The organism is Halothiobacillus sp. (assembly GCF_027346185.1).
Taxonomy (GTDB): domain Bacteria; phylum Pseudomonadota; class Gammaproteobacteria; order Halothiobacillales; family Halothiobacillaceae; genus Halothiobacillus.
Genome location: NZ_DAIESY010000115.1, coordinates 1 through 24,012, shown reverse-complemented (window position 1 = coordinate 24,012; position 24,012 = coordinate 1). Strand labels below are relative to the sequence as shown.

Below are 24,012 nucleotides of genomic sequence, written 5' to 3'. Positions count from 1 at the left end.
TGTCCCATTCCCGTTGACCGTATTTTTCGTCGCCGACGATCGGGTGGTTATCGTGCGCGGTATGCACACGAATCTGATGCGTGCGTCCGGTTTCGAGCTGTGCCCGCAGCAGGGTGGCGTTTTTGTTGGCGGCCAGCACAGCGAAATGGGTCACGGCTTCCTTGCCGTGCGGATTGACCTGCACCCGATGCGACTCACCTTCGCCTTGCCACTTTTCCAACGGTGCATCAACGCGTTTGAGTTGGTCCGGCCAATGTCCGTGCACGATGGCCAGATAATACTTTTCAGCATGGCCTTCCGGTCGAAACTGGGTTTGCAGCGAATGCAGGGCGGCGCGGGTCTTGGCCAGAAGCAACAGGCCGCTGGTATCGCGGTCAATGCGATGGGCCAGTTCGAGTTTGTCACCCAGTCCCGTGTGTTGGCGCATGAGTTCGATCAGGCCAAAAGGGATGTTCGAACCGCCATGGACGGCAAGGCCGGCGGGTTTGTTGACGGCCAGCAGGGCTTCGTCTTCGTACACGATCATATCCGCAGCGCGCGCGAGCCAGTTCGGTGAGATCACGCCCGCCGATTCCGGTGAGGCGCTCTGCAGCTTGAGTGGTGGGATGCGGACCTCATCACCCGTCGCGAGCCGCGTGGTCGGCTTGGCGCGTTGACTGTTCACACGGACTTCTCCGGTGCGCAGAATGCGGTAAATCAGGGAACGCGGAACCTCGCCATGCGTCGCACCCAATTCGCGCAGCAGGAAATTGTCGATGCGTTGACCGGCATAGTGCGCATCGACGGTGACGCGACGTACGGATTGTTTCTTTTCGATTGGCTGACCGTAGGGCGCCGAAGGGTGTGTGTTCATTCCCGCATTATGGCGTATTTCTATCGCATTTATTATAGGCATCACGTGATGGGTGTTGTGTTACACTCCTCGGGCTTTGAGTGGCTCGAGCCACTTTCGTCCAATTTTGATGGTGTGGAAATTTTCCATCGGAATGGTGTTGAGGTATGGCTCGAGCAATCAAGCGCGCCACTTCAGATTTCTTGCTTACCCTAACCAATGGGGGCAGGTGACTGAAGCGGGCAGACCGCCGGATCGGCGGTTCGTTCACGAAGCCCTTGATAATCTGTTGTTTTGAAACGGCTTCAAACAGTTTCCGTATTAATTACGATCATCCTGAAGGATTTATGCGCCTGTTCTGGCTGGTGACACTGGTTTTGCTCCATGAGGTTGTGCCGCGTTTTCGCAGTACAACGGCTTGCTCGGGCCACGATTGGATGGCGGCTTCGGTTTTAAACCGCCGTCATCGTTCGTCGCGCCCGGCTAATCTCATGCCAATCGACCTGCAGCCACAATCGCATCAATCTCTCCTCCCAGTGTTAACGCCCCCGCTCAAGGCCGATTGGCCGCAGCCCGCATGGCTGCGCGGGTGGCGTTTTATTCGAGAATCAATCCATGAAAAGAATGCTAATCAATGCCACCCAGGCCGAAGAGATTCGGGTGGCGCTCGTCGATGGACAGACGCTCTATGACATTGACATAGAAACCCCTGGCCACGAACAGAAAAAATCCAATATTTACAAAGCGTTAATCACGCGAATCGAGCCGAGTCTCGAGGCGGTTTTCGTTAATTACGGCGCAGACCGCCACGGCTTTTTGCCCTTCAAGGAAATTGCCCGCAGCTATTTTGATTCGGAGGCCGTCGATGACAAGGGGCGCCCAGTCATCAAGTCGGCGTTGAAAGAAGGCCAGGAAATCATCGTTCAGGTCGAAAAGGAAGAGCGCGGCAACAAAGGGGCAGCCCTCACCACGTTCGTCAGCCTGGCGGGCCGTTATCTGGTTCTGATGCCGAATAATCCCCGCGCTGGTGGCGTATCCCGTCGTATAGAAGGCGACGATCGTGCCGAGATCAAGGCGGCGCTGTCCGAGTTGACCGTGCCCGAAGGCATGGGTCTGATCGTACGTACTGCAGGCGTCGGACGTGAACCCGCCGAACTGCAATCGGATCTCGATTACCTGCAACAGGTATGGGTTGCCATCCTGAAAAAATCCGAGTCCCGCAAGGCACCGTTCCTGATTTATCAGGAAAGCGACCTGATCATTCGTGCATTGCGCGATTACATGCGTAACGACATCGGCGAAGTGTTGGTCGACGAGCCCAGCATGTATCAGCAGGCACTGGATTTCGTGAATCTCGTTTCTCCGGATTCCGTGGACAAGATTCATCTGTATCAGGACCGTACGCCGTTGTTCACGCGTTACCAGATCGAATCCCAGATCGAATCGGCCTACGAGCGAACGGTCACCCTGCCTTCCGGCGGCGAGTTGGTATTCGATGTGGCCGAAGCCCTGACGGCGGTCGATATCAACTCCGGGCGCAGTACCAAGGGTCAGGATATCGAAGACACGGCATTCAATACGAATCTTGAAGCGGCAGACGAGATCGCCCGTCAACTGCGCCTACGGGACTTGGGTGGTCTGGTCGTCATCGACTTCATCGACATGGGGCAACCCAAGCATCAGCGCGAGGTCGAAAATCGCCTGCGTGATGCGCTTAAGGTAGACCGGGCCCGCGTGCAACTGGGCCGCATTTCCCGGTTCGGCCTGCTTGAAATGTCACGCCAGCGGTTGTCCTCATCTCTTGAAGAATCGGCGCAACACGTCTGCCCGCGTTGCATGGGGCAGGGGCACATTCGCTCGGTTGAATCACTTTCCCTGTCGATCTTGCGTTTGGTGATTGATGAATCCATGAAGGATCAGACCGGGCGTGTCGTGGCCCAGGTGCCGGTCGATGTGGGCACCTATCTGCTCAACGAGAAGCGTGAGCAGTTACGTGAGATCGAGCTAAACCACCAGGTCGAGCTCTTGATTATTCCCAACATCAATCTTGAGACACCGCACTTTAAAATCGAACGCGTTCGTCGTCCGGATCTTGCCGAAGCACCGGCCAGTTCGCGTGCCCTGATTGAACCGCTTGCCGTGGCCTTGCCCGAACTGGAGCGTGCGCCGCGACGCCCCATTGCGCCGATCGAACCGATTCGTCCGGCAGCTCAACCCGCGCCACAGCCCAAGGCTGCCGCCAGCGCGCCCGTTGCTGCTACTGTTCCGGCAGCCACCACAAACGCGGCCAATACAAGCGCCTTGGGGTTGCTCAAGCGCGTGATTGGTCAGTTCTTCGGTGGGGGCGAAAAGCCGGTTGAACCGGAAATGACCACACCCAAGGCTCCAGCCAAGAAAGCTTCCTCCAGCCGCCCACCGCGCGCTAAAGACGACAATCGGGCGTCACCTAATCGTTCACCTCGCGCAGTGACACCGGCGAACGAGTCGGAAGCACGGACAGAAGACAAACGTCGCGATGAAAACAAGGTAGAGGGCACGAAGCCGGAAGGTTCGGACAACCGCCGTCGCCGTTCACGCAGCAGAAAACCGGCGGAAGGCCAAAGAGACACCCTGGTCAATGCCACCGTTTCGTCGGTAAATCAGCCTGCTGAAGTACCGGCTACAACCACGGATACCACGGAAAGCAAGGGCCCTGTGAAGGCACTTGAAAAATCCATTGCCCGTCAACGTGAGCCTCGCTCCTCCGAGCCAACCGTTCGTCCCATTGCCGCACACGAGCAAAGCCTGATCGAGCAGCAACTCAAAGCACCGGTGGCATCACCTTCTGCGCTGCCTCTTAACGTTTCGGCCAAACGTGATCCGGCATCCGAACTGGCACCGAATGCGGCCTTGGGATTGCTCGAGGGTGATCTGGTGGTACCCGCTTTGGTTGCTCCAGCCGTAACGACACAGGTAGAAGCCCCGTCAGTCGACCAGTTCGAGGACAAGGCGGCGGGTGAAGTGAATGAAGCGCCTTCAGTCGACTTGGCTCCTGTTGTTGAATTGCAGGTCGAAGCACCGATGGATATGACCATCGCGCCAGATACTCAGATTGATGCAGAACTTGCAACTGTGATCGAATCAGAGCCTGCAGTTCACACGATGGAGGGGATAGCACCAGTCGACGTTTCAGCTCCCGTTTCAGAAGCGGTTGCTGAGCAAATCGTTCAGCAGCCGGTAGAAGCGGCGAGTGATTCTCCGTGGTCGCAGGCGAGTGCTACACTGGCTGCCAAGAGAGAGGAGGTTCCTGCTCCCGCTGCACTGGAGGCCTTAGTCGCGGTTGAACCGGTCATTCAGGAGGCTCAGATGGACGTGCCGCCCGATGTATCAGCATTTGCCGAAGTTGAATCTCCGGTAACTCAGGATGAGACGATTCAAGGGTCATCAGGGGCATCATTCACGCAAGCGCCCGCGGCGGATACGATCATCGAATCCACGCCTGTCGTACCAGATGAACACGTTTCCGTTCAGCTTACCCTTGTTCAAGCGGAAGCAGCCCAGCCGATGCCGGTTGAAGTGGAACAGCCGGAGGCGACGGCGGAAGTTACACCGGATGCGGTACCTCAGGTTGAGACTGCAGTCCAAGAAGGCGTTCAGCCTGAAGTGATAGCGGCCTCGGATTCATCAGAAGAAGAAATTCGCAAGGAACCGAACACCTGAGGTCGGTTTCAATCTATCGGAAATGCGCCATGAGTTACCTGATGCACAAATAGATATATATCAACATGTTGTACATCCAGACTTAATGGGCGCACTGCCCTTGATTGTCCTTTAATCTAAAGGGTAGCTTGAGAAACCCCATCCTTGGGGTTTTTCGAGGACTTTCGTTGCGGGAAACCCGCAGCGAACTTTCGCTATTTCAATCGCTTACGCGATTGCACGGCACCACATCCCTGTGGTGCCCATTAAGTATTTTAAGCAGCCTGCTAAGAACGATCAGTGGCAGGATGTCCTGCGTGCAGTGACTATAATTCAGGTCTCACAAAATCAGTTTGAGCGGGAGTCTATTCCATGCGCCGAGGTTTTCATGTTGTTCGACTATTGGCCCTGGTGCTGCTGCCGGGCTTATTCGCAACGCAGGTACTTGCCGAGACCGTTGAGCTGGCAGCGGTGGAACAAACGCCCCCCGCTGTACTGCTCAACCTGCCGTTTATGGAAAATCTGCGCGATATTCCTCGCGATCTTCAGGTCATGAGGGCGCAAAAAATTCCCATGCTGCTGTTCATTCATGCCAGTTATTGCGGCTACTGCCAATGGGTGGATGAAAATTTCATCCAGCCCATGCAAAATGATCCAGCCTATGAGGGCCAATTAATCGTGCGGCGGATCGAGATCGACGCGGATTCGTCGATTCTCGATCGAAACGGTCAGAACGAGAGCAACCGTCATTTTGCCGACCGGATGGGGGTGCATCTGGTGCCTGTGGTCGCATTCTTCGGGCCGGATGGTAAGGAAATCGGTGATCCGATCAATGGCGTGACGGTGCAGGATTTCTATCCGTATTATTTTCAACAGGGGATCGAGCTGGCCGAAGCCTGCGCCAAAAACCCCGATCCAGCAAAATGCACGCCCAGTAAAAAGGAAGATCAGCGCAGCTTGTAAATCAGGCTGATGTTTACATCCATCGACTGGATGCCCAATGCGGGCGGTATGGGCTTAAATTGCCCGACTCGCCCGATGGCCTCGATCGCGCCCTGATTCAGTGCCGTGGCGGCAGAAGGTTCCACCAGGTGAATATTCGTAATGCGGCCATCGGCCAGCACGGTGAAGCCGACCCGGATCATGCCTTCCTGAGTCAACCGTCGTGCCAATGACGGGTAGAACTTTTCCCGTTCAATGGCTGCGGCCAGCGCCGATTGGTACTGCAATCTGATCTGGTCGCGCTCGTCTGGCGTCGGGCCGGCGGGCGTTGGCGACGCTTGCGTTTGCTTTGGAGCAATCTCGGTTTGTTTTTCGGATTGCTGAGCTGTTGACGGCTGCTGGCTCGGCGCACTGGCGGTGGTATGAGGTGCCGCAGGCGTCTTATGCATTTTCGCCGCAGGGGGCTTTGCTGTCTTTGGTGGCGCTGGCTGATGCGTCGGTTTGGGCTTTGGCTTTGGAAGGCTCTTCGGTACGTTTTTTTTCTCAGACTTTGGTTCTGGCTTAGGTTCTGGTTCGAGTTCTGGCTTTCGGATTTGCTCTGCTTCGGGTTTGGCGACGGGCGGTGGGGTTAGCGGCTCATCCTCTTTTGGCTCTGGTTCTGGCTTATTAATTGGTTTTTGCGCTGGCTCGGCGGGCTGCGGTCTTGGCTTTGGTGTGGCGGGCGCAAACGAGGCCAGCGATACGGGCACGACGGCTTCCTTGCTGGCATCGGGTTGCGGTGTCGGTTTGAGCCAAAAATACAGCCCAACGCCAACAAGCGCGGCGTGCAGCAGGGCCGAAATAACAAATCCCGTGCGCGATGGACTCATGCCGGCGGCGTTGCCTCAGAGGCAGAAGTCGTGCGGATGGTCAGCTGATCGAGCCCGCGGCTTTTCAGGGCGTCGATCACGGCGACAAACTGGCCGAACGCCGTTTTTTTATCGATTCGGAACACGATGGCCTGATCTTTTTTCAGCGTGTCCAGCCGAGCATTGAGCGCTTCGAGCGTGGTGGCCTGATCATCGACGAAAACGTCGCCAGCCGCATTCAGCGTAATGACGATGGCGGGCTTGCCATCCGCCGGTGCGGCGGATTTGGCCTCCGGCAGGCTGACCTTGATCTGCCCCTGTGCAATGAAGGTGGCGGTCGTCAGCACAATCGCCAGCAGCACGAGCATGATGTCGATGAACGGGATGACATTGATTTGATCGAAGCGGCGCATGCTCGCTTCACCGATCCGTTTGTTGGCGTTGCATGCGCGTCCATTGTGCGGTCAGCACATCGATGCGGCGCAAAAAGCCGTTGTAGATCAGAATCGCCGGTATGGCGACCACCAGTCCCAGCGCGGTCGCTTTCAGCGCCAGCGCCAGCCCCAGCATGATCTGGTTGGCGGCGATTTGCCCGCTCGTTCCCAGTTGATGAAAGGTCAGCAAAATGCCGAGTACCGTGCCCAGAAGCCCGACATAGGGCGCATTGGCACCGATGGACGAGAGCGTGGTGAGGTTGTGGGTGAGTGCGATATTCAGCGATTCGGGATCGGTGAATTGTGTCAGGTCGACCCGGCGGTAGAACAAATGTCTTTCGATGCCGAGCCAGACAAGAATCAGGCTCATCAACCCCAGTACACCAAAAATAATGGCATCTAGGCCGTTTTGCAGAAAGTCGATCATAGTGGGTTCCGTGTTGCCGCGCCGCCGTGCAGGCGGGTTGTTTTAGTTTATCAAATCACGGAGGAACCCGTGGTGTGTGATTTGAGGTGCCCGTCATTGGAAAGCGGCGGCAAAATGAACTAATGTTGAGTGGCCGACTCTAGTTTATGTTGCCTGAGCTGTGAAATGCCCTTCTGAGTGCATTGAGATCGGGCGGCTGTTTGAATGTTTTTTGGGAGAACTGGACTATGAAAACGCGTACCGCCGGGAAAACCCTGCTCGCTTCGACCGTATTGACCGCTGCCGCGCTGGCAGGCTCCGCATTTGCGGCGGATCAAACCCCTTTTGCCAGCCAAGCTGTGCAGAAATCCACCATGCAACTGGCTGAAATGGCTTGTGGAGGCGCGGGTTCTTGCGGTGGCAACATGAAGCAAGACAACAAGAAAGACGGAGATAAGGCTGACAGCAGCAAGAGCTAAGGCTCGCTTTCTCCTGATTCAAGCGCGCCTAAACCGGCGCGTTTTTTTGTCTGATTTATGAGAGTTCCGCGCGATATCGTCGAGCAACTCAAGCAATGGCAGGAAGAAGGTGGCCCGCTCGGAGCGCACTGAGTATCAGCGCTGCTTGAGTACGATCAAGGTCAGGTTGTCATACAGAGGCTGCAGGCCAATGTGCTCACGCATAGATTCAATGACAGCACTGCAATGTGCCCTTGTGCGTTTGCCAGTGACCTGATTATGATCAATGCCTTACTGGACAAACAGGGGAGAACCCATGGCTATAACGGACTGGCCGGAAGATGAACGACCGCGTGAACGATTACTCAAACGGGGGGCGGGGGCATTATCGGATGCCGAGTTGTTCGCCATCTTTCTGCGCACCGGCGTCGCTGGACGTTCTGCGGTGGATCTGGCGCGAGATTTACTGGCGCACTTTGGCGGTGTGCGCGGCCTGCTGAATGCCTCGCGGCGTGATTTTACCGAAGCCAAGGGGTTGGGTGATGCCAAATTCACGCAGCTTCAGGCGGTATTGGAGCTGGCAAGGCGCCATTTCGCCGAAGAACTGGCAGAAGGTGCGGTGATCGACAGCCCGGAAGCCACGCGCCGGTTCTTGCAGGCGCAGCTGCGGGATGCAGCGCAGGAGGTGTTCGCGGTATTGTTTCTTGACCAGCGTCATCGCGTACTGGCCTTCGAGCGGCTGTTTTTCGGGACCATCAATCAGTCGGCGGTGCACCCGCGTGAAGTGGTCAAGGCGGTGCTGCGGCATAACGCCGCCGCCGTGATTCTGGCGCACAACCATCCCTCGGGTGTTGCCGAACCCAGCACGGCTGATCGGGAGATCACGCTCCGCTTGCGCGATGCGCTCAATCTGATCGACGTTCGTTTGCTCGATCATATGATCGTGGGTGACCGATGCACATCAATGGCGGAGCTGGGAATGATTTGATTGGCGTTCAGGTGCGCCAGTCGATGGGCGGCTCGCCTTGCGCTTCCAGAAACGCATTGATTTTCGAGAACGGTCGCGAGCCGAAGAAACCGCGATAGGCGGAGAGCGGCGAGGGGTGCGGGCTCTGGATGATCAGATGTCGCTGATCCCGGTTGTGTGGTTCGATCAACACCCGCTTTTTCTGTGCGAATGCCCCCCACAAGACAAACACGACCGGTTTCTCCCGCGTGGCCAGCGCTTCGATGGCGGCATCGGTTAATACCTCCCAGCCCTGATTCTGGTGTGCGGCGGATTGTCCGGCTGGTACGGTGAGCACGGCATTGAGCAGCAAAACGCCCTGTTCGGCCCAGGGTGTGAGATCGCCGCGTGTGTTCTCGATGCCGAGATCGTCACGCAATTCCTGAAATATATTGATCAGCGACTTGGGTAGTGGCCTGACGGTGGGGCGTACCGAGAAACTCAGGCCGTGGGCGTGGCCGGGCGTGGGGTAGGGGTCCTGCCCCAGAATCACCACGCGAACATCATCGAATGGTGTGGCGGCAAAGGCGTTGAGCCAATCGGCCTTGTCGGGCAGCAAGTGTTTTCCGCTACGCAATTCCGTACGCAGAAAATTCCGGAGCCGATCGATGGGCTCGGAACTCAATACGGCCGATAGTTGGGCTTGCCAGCCTGGTTCCATCGTTGTGTTCTGTGGCGAATCGGTCATGGCATCAGGCGTTGAATCTGCCAGCCGTCGCTCGTGGGAGTGTAGACAAAACGATCATGCAGGCGCGAGCGCCGACCTTGCCAGAATTCCCATTCATCCGGCAGGAGCCGATAGCCGCCCCAGGACGGGTTGCGTGGTACATCCCCTGCGGGATAACGGGCTTCGATGTCACGGAAGCGCGCTTCCAGCGCTGCGCGGGATTCGATCGGTTGGCTTTGATGGGATGCCGCCGCGGCAATCCGGGATTTGATGGGCCGCTGATTGAAATAGGCTTCGTTATCGGCATCCGGCAGACGTTCGATCCGGCCGGTCACGCGCACTTGTCGATCCGTTTCCGGCCAGTAGAAGGTGAGTGCTGCGAACGGATTTTCGGCCAGTTCCTGCCCCTTGCGGCTGCGGCTGTCGGTGTAAAAGCACAGGCCGCGCGCATCCAGGTGCTTGAGCAGAACGTATCGGGCCGAGGGGCGTCCTTCCTTGGTGGCCGTAGACAGGCACATGGCGGTGGCATCGAAATTGCCCGCCGCTTCTGCAGCCTTGAGCCATTCTTGCAGCTGAAGTGCCGGATCCTCACGCAAGTCCTTGCGGTGCAATTCGCCGAATACGAAGTCCCGCCGGGTGGAACGGTGGTCGAATTCGCCAACATTCTTTTTATCTGGGTCGCTCATAACGTCTTCCTCGTGATTTTTCGGGCATGTTTCATAACATGAGTGTATCAGGACGCGCGCATGGATGATTTTGAGCTATGCTCGTCCGCCCTGTTTTTCTGGAGGTGACTCACGGTGACCAATCGAGCTGTACATATCATTCTTTTGCATGGATTGGGTGCGAATGGCGACGATCTTGCGCCGATCGGACGGATACTGGCCGAATATGTCGGGTGGTCAAATGGTGAGTTTGTTACTCACGCCCCTGATGCGCCCGTCGCGCCCGTGACGATCAACAACGGCTATCTCATGCCGAGCTGGTTTGATATTTATGGCCTTGATCGTGATGCGCCGGTGGATATGCCGGGTGTTGAGGCTTCGGTTGAGCGGATTGTGGCCCTGATCGAGTCGCAAGTGGGCGACGATCCCTACGTGCTGGCAGGTTTCTCTCAGGGCGGGGTGATTGCTTTGCGCGCATCATGTGCGACCAAGTGTGCGCCGATGGCCGTTCTGCTGCTTTCCACCTGGCTACCGGCGGCAGATCAATTCGTGTTGCCACAAGACCGCAAAGCCATGCCGATCTTTATCGGCCATGGTGAGCAGGATGATGTCGTGCCCGTTGCCTCGGCCGCACGGATGGGGCAAGTGTTGAACGCTGCGGGCGCCACGCGCGTTGAAACACATTTCTACACAATGGCGCATCAGATCTGCCCCGAAGAAATGCAGGATATGGCGCAGTTTCTGGCGGATGTGATCCGGCAGCCAAAATAAAAGCCCGCTCAAAGAACAGGCTTCGGGACTCGGTTTGATGCGGAGAATCAGTCCTTGTCGGCCAGTTTTTGCATGTTCTCATTGATTTTGAACAGCACGATCAAAAGTTCACTCCAGATCCGCACGCCGATGGCGCCAAAGATGATCATGAAGATGCCCTTGAAGAACGAGCCGAACGAGAATCCACCGTAGCCGGTAAACATGGAGCCGAGGCCGCCGATCACAACCGCGAGCAGTAACAGCCAATAGATCACCGTGATGATTTTCGGGGTGATCATGTCATCGAAGAAAAACAGATTTTTCATAGCTAAGTCCTTTTGTTATTAATTCGCGAACAAGCGGCGAAAGCGCACCGCCACGAGAAGATTACAACAAAAAGCAATGCATTAGATGACGGTTTGATGGCGGGCTTTTTACGAACGTTCCAATGCCTTTTTCGCAGCGGTCGCCTGCAATCGCACCTGATTCGGTGCGGTGCCGCCGGTGAGGTCGCGCGCGGCCATGCTGCCCTCCAGGGTCAGCACCGCAAACACATCTTGCTGGATTTTTGGCGAGAATGTCTGCAATTGCGCCAAGGGCAATTCAGACAGATCGCAACCGGCGTTCTGGGCGTGGCGTACGGCCTTGCCAACGATTTCATGCGCATCGCGGAACGCAACGCCTTGACGCACGAGGTAATCGGCCAGATCAGTGGCGGTGGAGAACCCCTGTTTGGCGGCGATACGCATCCGCTCGCGGTTTGGTTCGATGGCCGGAATCATGTCGGCGAAGGCGCGCAGGCTGCCCATCAGTGTGTCCACTGCGTCGAACAGCGGTTCCTTGTCTTCCTGATTGTCCTTGTTGTAGGCCAGCGGCTGGCCTTTCATCAGGGTGAGCAGCGCGAACAGATCGCCATAAACGCGCCCGGTCTTGCCGCGCACCAGCTCTGGCACATCCGGGTTTTTCTTCTGCGGCATGATCGAGCTGCCGGTGCAGAAACGATCCGGCAGGTCAATGAAGGCGAACTGGGCGGAGGTCCAGAGAATCAGCTCTTCACTCATGCGCGACAGGTGCATCATGGTCACCGAAGCCGCAGCCAAGAATTCGATGACGAAATCGCGGTCGGAAACGGCATCCAGCGAATTGCGGCTGACGCCGTCGAAGCCCAGCAGTTCGGCCACATAGGCGCGATCGAGCGGGTAGGACGTGCCCGCCAGCGCGGCCGAACCCAAGGGCAGGATGTTCACGCGGCGGCGGACATCGGCCAGCCGCTCGGCATCACGGGTCAGCATTTCGTACCAGGCGAGCAGATGGTGGCCGAAGCTGATCGGCTGGGCGACCTGCAAATGGGTGAAGCCGGGCATCACGGTATCGGCTTCGCGCTCGGCCAGATCGACCAGACCCGAACGCAATCGAGTCAGTTCAAGCCCGATGCGATCGATGGCCCCGCGCAGGTACAGTCGCACATCGGTGGCAACCTGATCGTTGCGCGAGCGGCCGGTGTGCAGTTTCTTGCCGATATCGCCGATGCGGTCGATCAGACGCGCCTCGATGTTCATGTGCACATCTTCATAGGCCACAATCCAGGCAAAATCGCCGCGCTCGATGTCGAGCAGGATGCCGTTCAGCCCGTCGATGATCTTGTCGCATTCCGCCATGGTGAGGACGCCGACCTTGGCCAGCATTTTCGCATGTGCGATAGAACCGGCGATGTCTTCGCGGAACAGACGCTGGTCAAAACCAACGGAAGCGGTGAAGGCTTCAACAAAGGCATCGGTGGGTTCGTCGAAACGGCCGCCCCAGAGTTTGGTCGTCGGCAGTTCGGTTAGGCTTTGGGCGGTCTGTTCATCGGGGCGGATCATGAAGGTCACTCGTTAAAATATCTCGCAGGGTGGCGTAGTATATCGCAAGCCTCGCGCGACCTCCCTTTGATGATCTAACCCGAGGGTTGGTGAGATGGATGGGCAGGGTAAATACAGACAGGGAGCGTTTATGAGCGCAGATAAACCAGATCAATCCAAGCCAGATCAGTTCAAGGGCAATCGACCTCGTTCGCAGCCTACTGCCATCATGGCGTTGCCCGCGTTTTGCACGTCGCGCATCTTGCTGATTACGCTGTTGCTTGGATTCGGGTTGGCGCTGTTGCTGGCCATTGCCCCCGGCGTATCGGAGGACCGCTGGATTCGTCTGGGCACCACTTCATGGTTTGTCGCTTGGGTGACGCTGATTACAGTCGGCGTGTTGTGCGCGCTGCAAAAGCCCCTCTGCCGCCTGCCACGGCATTGGTTGTTAGTGGTGGTGATGTCCATTCTGCTTATCGTCACGTCGATCATCAGCATTCTGGCCTATCAGTCGCTGACCCGATTGGGATGGAATCCATTCGAAAGCCAGTTCGCTTTTTTGTTGCACAATCAGGCGATTGCCTCGGTGGTTGGCGTTATGGGGATCTGGATTTTTTCCCTGCATTGGGCCAAAACCCGGCGAGTGACGGCGCAGACCAAGGCGGAGCTGGATGCACTACATGCCCGCATTCGTCCGCATTTTTTGTTCAACAGTTTGAACACCGTGGCCGCTCTGATCGATACCGATCCCAAGGCAGCCGAAGCGGCGGTTCTGGATCTGGCCTCGATCTTTCGCGCTGCCCTGCACGCGGGCGATACGGCCAGTCTGGAGGATGAACTGGCTCTGACCCGTCGCTATCTGGCATTGGAACGCTGGCGCCTCGGGCCACGTCTGGTCGTCGAATGGGTATTGCCCAAAGATCCGTTGCCGGCGATCACGTTGCCGATTCTGACCATCCAGCCCTTGGTGGAAAATGCCGTGCGCTACGCGGTGGAACGCAGTTTTGAACCGTGCACCATTCGCATCGAGTGTCTGGTGGGTGACCAAGCCATCAGTCTGTTGATCGATAATCCGGTCATCATGGATACACAGCCGCCAGCCCGGGACGGCAACGGGATTTCCCTGCAGAATATCCGTGATCGGCTGGCGTTGATGTTTGGTGACCGCGCGAGCCTGCGCACCGGGGTGATTGACGCGCATTTTCGCGTCAAGCTGGTGCTGCCACGCCCAAAAGCTGATGAGATGCAAGGATGAATTCATGCGTGTATTAATTGTCGATGACGAACCGCTGGCCCGTGTGCGCCTGCGGCGGTTGTTGGCCGAACACCCGGATGTTCTGGTGGTCGGCGAGGCCGATCATGTGGCAAAGGCCGAGGCGTCACTCGCGTCCGAGCCGGAACTGGTTTTTCTCGATATCGAAATGCCCGGTGAGTCGGGGTTGAGTTGGGCGAAGCGGTTACGCCAGTTGGCCGTGCCGCCTGCGATTATTTTCACTACGGCCCATCCCGGGCATGCGCTGGAGGCGTTTGCGAGCAGTCCGATCGATTACCTCGTTAAACCCATCGAGCCTGAGAGGCTCACCCAAGCCCTTGCGCGTGCCGCACAACCCACCCGCGCCCAGCAAAGCCACGAGCCGCGCCTGAATATCCAGATCGGACGTCAGCAGCGCGTGGTATCCGCCTCCGACATCATCGCCGCATTGAGCGAGGACAAGTACACCCGTCTGATCACGGTTGAAGGCGATGTGCTTCTGGAGCAGAGTCTCAAGGAACTGGAGGGTCTGTTCGGCGATTATTTGCTTCGTTTGCATCGACACAGTCTGATCAATCGCGCCCGTTTGCGGGCAATCACCCGCAATGCGTCCGGCCAGCATCTGGCGGATGTGACTGGGTTGCCCGAGCCGCTGGAAATCAGTCGCCGGGCAATGCCCGCCGTGCGCGAAGCGCTGGGAAGTGTCGATTGAAATGGTGCACTAAAATGGGGCCGGATCGCTGAATGTCTGCATGACGCCGCGCACAGGATCCGGAAAAGACAGCGATTCGGCATGGAGCATCAGCCGGCCATGGTTTTGTGCCTGAGGGTGGTAGAGCGTATCGCCCTGAATCGGGTGGCCGATGGACAGCAGATGCACCCGAAGCTGGTGCGAGCGGCCGGTAATGGGTTCCAGTTCCAGACGAGCGTAATCTGCCGTTTCGTCCTGCACGGCATAACGCGTTTGGGATGGTCGGCCCTGTTCTTCGTCGATCCGGTAGCGGGGACGATGTTCCCTGTCCGGGCCGATCGGCCGGTCGATCAAACCTTGCGGTGGCACGGGCGCGCGATCGACATGGGCGATGTAACGCTTTTGTGTGAGCCGATCTTGAAACGCGATGGAAAGTGCGCGGTGCGCCCGAGCGTGCCTGGCCAGCACCATCACGCCCGATGTATCCCAGTCCAATCGATGCACGATCCGCGCTTCGGGAAATTCCTGATTGACTCGGGTAATCAGGCTGTCGGTTTTGTGCGCTTCCTTGCCGGGCTGGGTGAGCATGCGCGTGGGCTTGGCGACGATCAGAAAATCCGCCGTTTCGGCCAGCAGGCGCCAAGGCTCGATGGTGTCGGTTACGCCCGCGAGATGCCTTGTGTTTGAACTCATGAGCGGCTATGAATGGCCGCGCGAAGCGCCGCTTCAATTTCTGCGCAGCGTTTGGGCGAATCGACGGCACGACCCTGCCGCTCAACCACATAGAATGCATCTTCAACGCGTTCACCCAGTGTGCTGACGCGTGCGTGATTGAGGCTGATGTCCAGATCTGCGAATGCGGCGGTGATGTCGGCCAGCAGTCCGGGACGATCCTTGGTGATAATCTGGATTTCGGTGCGTCCTCGACGGTGGTCACTCAAAAACTGAATTTGTGTCGCCACATCGATACTGGCGAGTTGAGGCGGGCTGCGCCGGTGAATGCGGGTGCGCGCTGCATCCGGACTTTGCAACCGGTCGTGCAGGCGCGTGCGCAACATGTCGAGCGACCAGTGATCCAATCGTGCACCATCATGCTGGTCGAGAATGAAGAATTCGAACAACGCCCGGTTCTGTGGATGCGCCGCGGTAGGCGTGATCACGGTCATGTTGGCTGATTGGACGTTCAATCCGCTGCGGTCGAGTTCGGCCACAATGCGGGCGAACTGGCCGTGCTCGTTTTCAGCCAGCACCAGAATCTGGATGGCATCTTGATCGGGGGTATTACTGATCCAAATGACGGGCAGGCCTTCTACACCAAGCGCCAGGCGTGCATGTTGCAGTACGGGGGCGATGTCGGTTCGCAGGAAGTAATCGTCTGGCAGGCTCTGGAACCAGCCGTCGAGGTCTTCGGCGGAAATATTGGCGGCGATGCCTTCGCGAAGCGCTGCCGCTCGGGTGGCGTCGACGATCTCGCGCGCGCTTAACTCACCCTGCTTGAACCAGTTTTCGGTCAACTGGTGTAGGCGCTTGAGTAGGGCATCACGCCAGGAATTCCACAGGTTGGGGTTGGTGGCGCATATGTCTGCCACCGTGAGCAGGTATAGGTCATCCAGTCGGGCAGGGCTGCCGACACTGCGCGCGAATTCCTCCACCACGGTGGGATCTTCGATATCGCGACGCTGCGCGGTGAACGACATCATCAAATGGTTTTCGACCAGCCAGACCAGACGTTCGGTCTCAGCGCCCGGCAAGCCATGCGCCTTGGCAAATTGCCGCGCATCGACAGCGCCCAATTCTGCGTGGTCACCGCCACGACCTTTGGCGATATCGTGGAACAATCCGGCAAGATAGAGCGCCTCCGGGCGTTGGACGCGACGAATGATCTGGCTGGCCATCGGGTGTTCGTCTGCAAATTGAGGCTGGGAAAAGCGCCGCAGATTGCGGATGACTAGAAGGGTGTGGGCATCGACCGTGTAGGCGTGGAACAGATCGAACTGCATCAGGCCGACGATCTGACTGAAGGCTGGGATGTAGGCCGCCAGAACGCCGTTGAGGTTCATGGCCTTGAGTGCTCGGTAGACGCCGGTCTTGTTTTGCCAAATCGCCATGAACAGTTGTTGCGCCTGAGGATTTTTGCGAAAGCCCTCGTCGATGACGCTGAGGTTGGCCCGGAGTTGCCGTGCCGTGGCAGCGCTGGGGCCCAGCAGTTCGGTGTGCTGCGCCAGAAGTAAGAACATTTCGAGGATGGCCGTCGGCGAGCGCATGAATACCTGCGCATCGACAGTTTCCAGTAAATGTCCCCGGATGCGGAATCGGGCGTTGATCGGGACGATACGGTTATCCGGATGCGGGTCGAGTGCTTCACGAAAGTTTTGGAGAATCAGCTGGTTGAGACGTTCGATTTCAATGGTGGTACGGAAGTACCGTTGCATGAAGCGTTCCACGGCAAGGTTGCCGTCCTGCTCGCCCTCATAGCCGAACTGTGCCGCCAAGGTTTTCTGATGCAGCAGCAGAAGGCGCTCTTCGGCGCGTCCTGCCAGGGCGTGCAGACCGATGCGGACTTGGCTGAGAAACGATTCAGCCTCCGTGAGTGTCTGCCATTCCCGATCCCCCAGCAGGCCATGCTCGTGCATGGCATCGAGCGTGCCTGCGCCCGCTACCCGATTGCCGATCCAGCGAATTGTGTGCAGATCACGCAGGCCGCCGGGACTTTCCTTGATATTGGGTTCGATTTTGGCGCCCATTTCATCGAATGTGCGGTAACGCATAGCCTGCTCGGCCGTTTTCGCCTGGAAGAAAGGCCAGTCCTGAAAGACCCGATCTGAACGGACCAATTGGCTCAGTTGCTTGAACAGTGCGGCATTGCCGGTGATCAGGCGGGCATCAAGCAGGTTGGTGTATACCGTCACGTCGTCGCGCCCGGCGATGAGGCATTCCTCGACCGTGCGCACCGCATGGCCGATGACAAGGCCGGCATCCCACAAGTGGCACAAAAAGTTCTGAATGACCGTATCGTGCTCATGCGTTTGAAGCAGGATCAAAAGGTCGATGTCCGAATGCACGAATTGCTCACCGCGGCCGTAGCCACCGACGGCAACCAGTGCGGCACCGCCTCTATCCAGTTCTTGTGGCCAGTAGATTTGCAGCAGTTCATCAATCAGTCGGGTATGCGTTTGCAGAAACATCGTTGCGCCATCGGCTGCCAGCAGCGCCTTGGGCCAGGTTGCAAGATGTGCGGCAATGCGTGCGCAAAGATCGGTAAATTCACCCGACGATGAAATACGAGCTGACTTCATGCAGTGGAAATCATGCTGGATGGACGGGAATCACCACTGAGAATCTCGAAACCATCTTCGGTCACGACGACGGTGTGTTCCCACTGGGCCGACAGGGAGTGATCCTTGGTTACGACAGTCCAGCCATCGTTCAGGAGTTTGATGTCGCGCTTGCCCGCGTTGATCATCGGTTCAATGGTGAACACCATGCCTGGCTCGAGGCGAATACCCTCACCCCGTTTGCCGTAGTGCAGGACTTGAGGATCTTCATGGAAACTTTGCCCGAGACCATGGCCGCAATATTCGCGAACGACGGAAAAACCACTGGATTCAGCCACTTTCTGAATGGCTGCGCCGATATCGCCCAACGTCGCGCCCGGTCGCACTTCCTCGATGCCGCGCATCATGGCGTCATAAGTCACGTCGATCAGTCGTTGCGCCCGGATGGATGGCGTGCCGACGGTGTACATGGCCGATGTATCGCCAAACCACCCATCCTTGATGACGGTGACGTCGATATTCATGATGTCGCCGTTTTCCAGTTTTCTGGGGCCGGGAATGCCATGACACACCTGGTGATTGAGCGAGGTGCACAGCGATTTGGGGAAACCGTGATAACCCAATGTGGCCGGTACGCCGCCCTGCACTTCGGTGATGTGCTTGTGTGCCACCGAGTTCAGCTCATCGGTCGTAGCGCCCGCGAGGACCAGTGGCCGAAGTAGATTCAGGACTTCGGTTGCCAGCAGGCTGGCGTGGCGGATTTTTTCGATTTGTTCCGGCGTTTTAATGATGATACTCATGGTTTTGGCTGCTGGCCTTATTAAGAATAGAAAGCCGAGTGTACCAAATCCGCGCACGCCAATCCCGCGCTGGCCGGTAGCCATGCGGACTTGACTGTGAATGATTTTTAGCTTGAGGTTAGCGAGGTCAGTAGTTGATCGACACGCGCGGTATCGAATGGTCCGATCTTCTGGTAGCGAATATTGCCCTTGGCATCCAGCACGAAGAAGGTGGGCGTCAGGCGAACCGGCCCGAACGCAGCGGCGGCGGCACCCGTTTTGTCCTGTAACACGGTGTAAGGGATTTTCTTTTCCGACACCATGGCCTTGAGCTGGTTGAGTGCGTCATAAGACATCGCCATACCGACTACATTCACGCCTTTGGCCGAGAACTTGTCGTATAGCGCGATCATGTGCGGAATTTCTTCCACACAGCCGGGGCAGGTCGTCGCCCAGAAGGTGATGGCGGTTGGCTTGCCCAGCAGATTGGATAGATCGACAGGCTGGCCGTTGAGGTCTTGCACGGTCAGCCCGCTCAGGTTGACGGGGGTTTCGGTCGAGCAACCGGTCAGGGCACTGATGAGCCCAAGCGCGGCACCGCCAATCAGCAGGCGGCGTTGGGCGGAAAAATTGGGTTCTGCATTCATGGTTTTACCTTGATATCTGCTTGGCCGGAGTGTTATGCCGGAGTGTTGTTATGTCGTGGCCGGTCATGCCTGTTCTTCAAGCGCACTGCGGGTCAGTACGCCAAAAGTCCGCTTGAATGGCGGGATGGTTGTGCGTTGACCGATCAGGACATCGACCTTATTCGTGCGCATGAGTTCACGGGCTTCAATCAGAGTCAGACCAATATCGACTGCCTTGGCCGGGATCATCGTCAACTCGGTGGTCAGATCAACCACCCGTTCGGTCGGTTTCTGCTCGTTCGAAAGCACTTCTGTTGGAAGCGTTTCCTGTGGCTGGTCGTCTCCCGATAAGACTACTTCGGGTAAGACATCTTCCGACTGGTTATGGGGGGCAAGCGTGGCCAGAAAACGATTCAATTCGTAACCTGAAATCACTCCGATGGGTTGCCGGACTCCGTCTCGAACCACCAACCAATCCGGGACGGCGGTCATCAGTTCCTGAAGATGGCGTACGGGGCACTGTGCCGACGTTTCTGTGAAATTGCGGTTGATGATACTGCTGATTGCAATATCGTTCGCATTGTGCCAAAGCGATAGCCCGTGCATTTGATGCGCATTGGCACGCAATACCGTGTCGTAGATGCCGTCTTTGTGAAATACCGTTCGGCTGGTCAAACTGGCGATGATGATCGTCAACATCGCCGGTACGATCGCGCCGGTATCGCCGGTCAGCTCAATGACGGCCGTGAGTGCGGCCAGTGGAGCCTGTAGTGTTGCGCCCATCATCGCGCCCATGCCCAGAACCGTGTAGAAAGCCACGTCGCTGACCGGAATCTGCGTGAAGTTGAGCAAGAGCATACCCAGAGCGCTGCCAGTGAATCCGCCGACAACCAGTGTGGAGCCGATAGGCCCCAAAGGGAGACCAAAACCAAACGTCAGCGCGCTCAGGATAAGCTTTGCCAGTATCATGAATGCCAAGAGGCCTAATGCGAATTTGGCGCTGGCGGCCAGTCCAACGGAGTCATAGCTGATGCTCATGACCTGCGGTAGGGCCAGTCCGATCAGCCCCGTAATGACACCGATGATGCCGAAACGAACCCAGATGGGCCAATCCCAGGTGCGGCGAATCGAAACATCGGTGATGTGAATGTAGCTGGCGGCAAAGGCGCCGATTACCAATCCCATGCCGATCAGGATTGGCACCTCCCACAGGGCGAGGTTATGCATGAGTTGAATGTCGAATGCCGGATTGGTGCCGAAAAACAGGGTAGAAAACAAGGCACCTGCCGAGGCTGCCAGCATGATCGGGATGAATGTTGCCAGTGTGTATTGGCGCACGATCAGCTCCAGCGTGAAGATGACCGCGGCCAGTGGCGTGTTGAATGAAGCAGCGATGGCCGCCGCGGCGCCACAGCCGACCAGCGTGCGCACACTGTTGTGCGGCAGGTCGAGAAATCGACCGATCCAGCTGCCGCCGGTGGCGCCGAGATGAATGCCCGGCCCCTCTCGTCCGCTCGACAAGCCAACCAGCAATGCCCAGACGGCGCTGAAGAACTGTACAACCGCATTTCGCCAGGGAAGATCCGCTTCGAAGCGATGGAAGCGGATGATCACATAGCCTACGCCGACGGAACGAATGGCCTTGGGCAAGTAAAACATGGCCACACCCAGCGTAATGCCACCAATGGCGGGAAGAAAAAAACGCCAGGCCAGCGGTAGAGCAGAATATTCGCCCGGGCTGGGTAAACCAAGAAAATAAATCTGTAGCGATTCCAGCGCGAGACGAAAGGCGGTAACTAGTGCAGAGGCAAATATACCGGCGATCAGACCCAGGATGGCCATGGGGGTTAAGGCGTCCGGGCGGGCGAGTTTCAGCCTGAGCGGATCAAGAATGGCTTGAATTTTATTGCGCACAACGCCCCCCGTTGGGCTCTATTGACGATTGAAGCTTTGTTATGATGCGTTACAGGTAAATTATTTGCCATTTCTGGAGAGGAAAACATGAAGAAAATCGGCATAGTCGGAGGAACAGGCTATACCGGCGTCGAATTGATGCGGTTGCTGGCACGGCATGGCGGGGTGGAAATTACGGCCATTACCTCGCGAGGGGATGCGGGAACGCGCGTGGATGCAATGTATCCGAATCTGCGCGGTGCGATTGATTTATGTTTTACCACCCCGGATGAAGCGAACCTCGCGGATTGCGATCTGGTTTTTTTCGCCACGCCGAATGGGATCGCCATGCAGCAAGCGCCCGAACTGCTGGCTCAGGGTGTTAAGGTGATCGATCTGGCGGCGGACTATCGGATCAAGGATCTGGGCGTCTGGTCGACATGGTACGGTATGACTCACGCCTCGCCAGAGTGGGTTGAGCGCGCGGTGTATGGTTTGCCGGAACTGTATCGTGATGAAATTCGCGATGCCGAACTGGTGGCGAATCCCGGTTGCCACGTTACAGCGGCCACACTCGGGCTTTTGCCGTTGATGGGGCAGGATTGGGTCGATCACACTCGATTGATCGCAGATTCCAAATCGGGCAGCAGTGGCGCCGGTCGCAAGGCCGAGGTACCCATGTTGATGGCCGAAGCGGGTGAAAGCTTCAAGGCGTACTCGGCCAATGGTCACCGTCATCAACCGGAAATTGTGCAAACGCTCACCGCGGTTGCCGAGTGTCCCATCGGGCTGACTTTTGTGCCGCATTTGGTGCCGATGGTGCGCGGTATCGAAGTGAGCCTGTATATTCCGCTTGTTGAAGAACCGACGGCTGATGTGCAGCAGTTGTATGAAGCGTATTACGATGCAGAGCCGTTCGTTGATGTGATGCCCTCGGGCAGTCACCCGGAAACCCGCAGCGTGCGTGGCAACAACCTGTGCCGGATGGCGATTTTCCGGCCTCAGGGTGCATCAACATTGGTCATCAGTTCGGTGATCGATAATTTGGTCAAGGGCGCGGCGGGTCAGGCCGTGCAGAATATGAACCTGATGCTGGGCTTTCCCGAGCAACAAGGGCTTGATCTGGTTGCCCTGTCCCCGTGAAAAACACAACAAAAGTTGAGCATCCGCTCAACTTTTGGGTCATGATTGAATCCATGTTTTGGGTTTAAACCGGCCAGAATTCTGGAGTGTAATGATGAATACAGAAGTTGTTGATGCAGCAGTGGGCGAAGCGCCACTGATCTTTACCGAAAATGCCGCCAATAAAGTGCGCAGTCTGATCGAGGAAGAGGGTAATCCCGATCTGAAGTTGCGCGTCTTCATAACCGGCGGTGGATGTTCCGGATTCCAGTACGGTTTCATGTTCGAAGAATCCGCGCAGGAAGACGACGCACAGGTGGAACGCGGCGGTGTCACTTTACTCGTCGACCCCATGAGCATTCAGTATCTTGAAGGTGCCGAGATTGATTATAAAGAAGACATAACAGGAGCTCAGTTTGTGATCCGCAACCCGATGGCAGCAACCACCTGCGGTTGTGGCTCGTCATTCTCAATCTAGAGGCTTCATATGGATAAACAGGACAACAACGGCTATGTGCCTGGTCTAAAAGGCATACCGGCGGCGGAATCGAAAATTTCTTTTCTCGATGGACAGGCAGGTTTGCTGACATACCGTGGTTATCCCATCGTTGAATTGGCTCAGCAAAGCACGTTCGAGGAAGCTGCCTGGGTTCTGATTAATGGTGAGCTGCCGAATACGGACGAATTGACGCGCTTCGCTTCGGATCTGCGCGCGAATCGTCGCGTTAAATACAATGTACGCGATATCATGAAGTTTTTGCCAATTGATGGTGATCCGATGGAGGCGCTGCAAACCTGTGTCGCCAGTCTGGGGATGTTCTACCCAGGACAGGAGCGCATGACCGCCAATGGTGTCAATGCGGACAGCGAATTCGTTGAGCAGATGATTATCAAGATTCTCGCCAGCATGGCGACCCTGGTCGCTATGTGGGAGCGCATTCGCCGCGGAGATGACCCGATATTACCGCGCACTGATCTGACTTATGCCGAAAATTTCCTGTACATGATGAACGAGCGTGAGCCCGATCCGGTCGAAGCACGCATCATGGACGCATGTCTTGTGCTTCATGCAGAGCACACCATCAATGCATCGACGTTTGCAGCATTGGTTTGTGGCTCAACCCTTGCGCCCCCCAACCTCGTGGTCGCATCGGCCATTGGAACCCTCGCCGGCCCTTTGCATGGTGGTGCCAATCAACGCGTCCTCAATATGCTTGATGATATCGGCTCGGTAGAAAATGTGGCCGGTTGGCTGGATCAACGTCTTGCAAACAAGCAGGTCATTTGGGGTTTTGGGCATAGGGAATATAAGGTAAAAGACCCACGAGCGAATATTCTTCAAGACCTGCTTGAACAGTTACGCGAACACCGTCATGGTCAGATATCCCCGCTGTATGAGCGGGCAAAGGAACTGGAACGTTGTGCTGAGGAGCACCTGTCACCGAAAGGCATTTTCCCGAACGTGGATTTTTACTCGGGGTTGTTGTACGAAGCATTAGGCATTCCCCGTGATCAGTTCACGCCAATTTTTGCCATTTCCCGCACAGCGGGTTGGCTGGCGCATTGGAAAGAACAAATCACGCACAACCGGATTTTCCGACCGACGCAGGTTTATACAGGCTACGAGCCGCGCAGCTACCGGCCTATGTCATTACGTTGATTCGTAATTGATGGGCATTCTAAGCGGGGAAAAATCCACCCAGAATGCGCAAACCTTCGGCTCCCGTCACCGACGGGGCGTTCCCCGCTTCCCCTAATAAAAACTGCCGTGCCAACCAGGCGAAGGCAGCACACTCGACGCATTGCGGATCGATGCCGAAGAGGTCGCTGGTTTCGACCCGCGTTCC

Annotated in this window: 24 protein-coding genes; 10 read left to right on the top strand and 14 right to left on the bottom strand. The window is 56.9% G+C overall.

Translation table 11 applies throughout. From position 1 onward, the window contains the following. A partial coding sequence (locus M7R55_RS08260) for an RluA family pseudouridine synthase (RefSeq protein WP_298219936.1) occupies positions 1-853 on the bottom strand: 853 nt, incomplete at its 3' end. Positions 854-1,447: 594 nt separating this feature from the next. On the opposite strand from M7R55_RS08260, the gene M7R55_RS08255 reads away from it, so the two are divergent. Further along, on the top strand, positions 1,448-4,531 hold the full coding sequence (locus M7R55_RS08255) for an Rne/Rng family ribonuclease (protein ID WP_298219935.1): 3,084 nt from the start codon (positions 1,448-1,450) through the stop codon (positions 4,529-4,531). Between the two features lie 351 nt (positions 4,532-4,882). Then, positions 4,883-5,473, top strand: a complete 591-nt coding sequence (locus M7R55_RS08250; protein WP_298219934.1) for a thioredoxin family protein — start codon at positions 4,883-4,885, stop codon at positions 5,471-5,473. Here M7R55_RS08250 and M7R55_RS08245 read toward each other — a convergent pair. The 3 genes from M7R55_RS08245 to exbB are packed head-to-tail and all read right to left on the bottom strand — an operon-like array spanning position 5,458 to position 7,161. Continuing rightward, positions 5,458-6,321, bottom strand: coding sequence for an energy transducer TonB (locus M7R55_RS08245; RefSeq protein WP_298219933.1), 864 nt, complete (start codon positions 6,319-6,321; stop codon positions 5,458-5,460). The two genes, M7R55_RS08250 and M7R55_RS08245, sit on opposite strands and share 16 nt — an antisense overlap. After that, positions 6,318-6,713: a TonB system transport protein ExbD gene (gene exbD, locus M7R55_RS08240; protein ID WP_298219932.1), complete on the bottom strand. Its 396-nt coding sequence runs from the start codon at positions 6,711-6,713 to the stop codon at positions 6,318-6,320. Before exbD ends, M7R55_RS08245 begins: the two co-directional genes overlap by 4 nt. Positions 6,714-6,720: 7 nt before the next feature. Then, a complete protein-coding gene (gene exbB / locus M7R55_RS08235; RefSeq protein ID WP_298219931.1) occupies positions 6,721-7,161 on the bottom strand; it encodes a TonB-system energizer ExbB in 441 nt (146 codons plus the stop codon). Positions 7,162-7,388: 227 nt separating this feature from the next. On the opposite strand from exbB, the gene M7R55_RS08230 reads away from it, so the two are divergent. Further along, positions 7,389-7,619 (top strand): hypothetical protein, encoded by a 231-nt coding sequence (locus M7R55_RS08230; RefSeq protein ID WP_298219930.1) that lies wholly within the window; start codon positions 7,389-7,391, stop codon positions 7,617-7,619. A gap of 295 nt (positions 7,620-7,914) precedes the next feature. Then, complete coding sequence (gene radC, locus M7R55_RS08225; protein WP_298219929.1) at positions 7,915-8,586, top strand: DNA repair protein RadC; 672 nt, start codon at positions 7,915-7,917, stop codon at positions 8,584-8,586. A 7-nt stretch (positions 8,587-8,593) separates the two neighbouring features. Here radC and M7R55_RS08220 read toward each other — a convergent pair whose 3' ends face one another. Both M7R55_RS08220 and pdxH read right to left on the bottom strand, forming a co-directional pair. Beyond that, complete coding sequence (locus tag M7R55_RS08220; protein WP_298219928.1) at positions 8,594-9,292, bottom strand: uracil-DNA glycosylase; 699 nt, start codon at positions 9,290-9,292, stop codon at positions 8,594-8,596. After that, positions 9,289-9,957 (bottom strand): pyridoxamine 5'-phosphate oxidase, encoded by a 669-nt coding sequence (gene pdxH, locus M7R55_RS08215; RefSeq protein ID WP_298219927.1) that lies wholly within the window; start codon positions 9,955-9,957, stop codon positions 9,289-9,291. Before pdxH ends, M7R55_RS08220 begins: the two co-directional genes overlap by 4 nt. Before the next feature lie 114 nt (positions 9,958-10,071). Between pdxH and M7R55_RS08210 the strand changes: the two genes are divergently transcribed. Continuing rightward, positions 10,072-10,707 (top strand): alpha/beta fold hydrolase, encoded by a 636-nt coding sequence (locus M7R55_RS08210; RefSeq protein WP_298219926.1) that lies wholly within the window; start codon positions 10,072-10,074, stop codon positions 10,705-10,707. A 47-nt stretch (positions 10,708-10,754) separates the two neighbouring features. Here M7R55_RS08210 and M7R55_RS08205 read toward each other — a convergent pair whose 3' ends face one another. Both M7R55_RS08205 and argH read right to left on the bottom strand, forming a co-directional pair. Further along, positions 10,755-11,012, bottom strand: a complete 258-nt coding sequence (locus M7R55_RS08205; protein ID WP_290680540.1) for a DUF4282 domain-containing protein — start codon at positions 11,010-11,012, stop codon at positions 10,755-10,757. A 108-nt stretch (positions 11,013-11,120) separates the two neighbouring features. After that, a complete protein-coding gene (gene argH / locus M7R55_RS08200; RefSeq protein ID WP_298219925.1) occupies positions 11,121-12,548 on the bottom strand; it encodes an argininosuccinate lyase in 1,428 nt (475 codons plus the stop codon). 130 nt (positions 12,549-12,678) lie between these two features. Between argH and M7R55_RS08195 the strand changes: the two genes are divergently transcribed. Continuing rightward, positions 12,679-13,782, top strand: a complete 1,104-nt coding sequence (locus tag M7R55_RS08195) for a histidine kinase (RefSeq protein ID WP_298219924.1) — start codon at positions 12,679-12,681, stop codon at positions 13,780-13,782. A gap of 4 nt (positions 13,783-13,786) precedes the next feature. After that, a complete protein-coding gene (locus M7R55_RS08190) occupies positions 13,787-14,491 on the top strand; it encodes a LytTR family DNA-binding domain-containing protein (RefSeq protein WP_298219923.1) in 705 nt (234 codons plus the stop codon). A 9-nt stretch (positions 14,492-14,500) separates the two neighbouring features. On the opposite strand, the gene M7R55_RS08185 is transcribed toward M7R55_RS08190, so the two are convergent. The 5 genes from M7R55_RS08185 to M7R55_RS08165 form a co-directional block, all read right to left on the bottom strand. Further along, positions 14,501-15,163, bottom strand: coding sequence for an RluA family pseudouridine synthase (locus M7R55_RS08185; protein WP_298219922.1), 663 nt, complete (start codon positions 15,161-15,163; stop codon positions 14,501-14,503). After that, the gene (gene glnD, locus M7R55_RS08180) at positions 15,160-17,766 is read right to left on the bottom strand and encodes a [protein-PII] uridylyltransferase (protein WP_298219921.1); all 2,607 of its coding nucleotides are present in this window, start codon (positions 17,764-17,766) and stop codon (positions 15,160-15,162) included. Before glnD ends, M7R55_RS08185 begins: the two co-directional genes overlap by 4 nt. Then, on the bottom strand, positions 17,763-18,545 hold the full coding sequence (gene map, locus M7R55_RS08175) for a type I methionyl aminopeptidase (protein ID WP_298219920.1): 783 nt from the start codon (positions 18,543-18,545) through the stop codon (positions 17,763-17,765). The genes glnD and map overlap by 4 nt, the downstream gene beginning before the upstream one ends. 107 nt (positions 18,546-18,652) lie before the next feature. After that, positions 18,653-19,171 carry a TlpA disulfide reductase family protein gene (locus M7R55_RS08170; protein WP_298219919.1) on the bottom strand — a complete coding sequence of 173 codons (519 nt, stop codon included), beginning with the start codon at positions 19,169-19,171 and terminating at the stop codon, positions 18,653-18,655. A 63-nt stretch (positions 19,172-19,234) separates the two neighbouring features. Then, entirely contained in the window at positions 19,235-21,064 is a 1,830-nt protein-coding gene (locus M7R55_RS08165) for a chloride channel protein (protein WP_298219918.1), read from the bottom strand. A gap of 87 nt (positions 21,065-21,151) precedes the next feature. On the opposite strand from M7R55_RS08165, the gene argC reads away from it, so the two are divergent. From argC to M7R55_RS08150, 3 genes are all read left to right on the top strand, one after another. After that, a complete protein-coding gene (gene argC / locus M7R55_RS08160; protein ID WP_298219917.1) occupies positions 21,152-22,186 on the top strand; it encodes an N-acetyl-gamma-glutamyl-phosphate reductase in 1,035 nt (344 codons plus the stop codon). A gap of 91 nt (positions 22,187-22,277) precedes the next feature. Beyond that, positions 22,278-22,643 (top strand): iron-sulfur cluster insertion protein ErpA, encoded by a 366-nt coding sequence (gene erpA / locus M7R55_RS08155; RefSeq protein ID WP_298219916.1) that lies wholly within the window; start codon positions 22,278-22,280, stop codon positions 22,641-22,643. Between the two features lie 9 nt (positions 22,644-22,652). Continuing rightward, entirely contained in the window at positions 22,653-23,825 is a 1,173-nt protein-coding gene (locus tag M7R55_RS08150) for a citrate synthase (RefSeq protein ID WP_298219915.1), read from the top strand. A 19-nt stretch (positions 23,826-23,844) separates the two neighbouring features. Here the strand turns inward: M7R55_RS08150 and M7R55_RS08145 are convergent. After that, positions 23,845-24,012: anhydro-N-acetylmuramic acid kinase (locus M7R55_RS08145; protein WP_298219937.1), on the bottom strand; the 168-nt coding region annotated here is incomplete at its 5' end.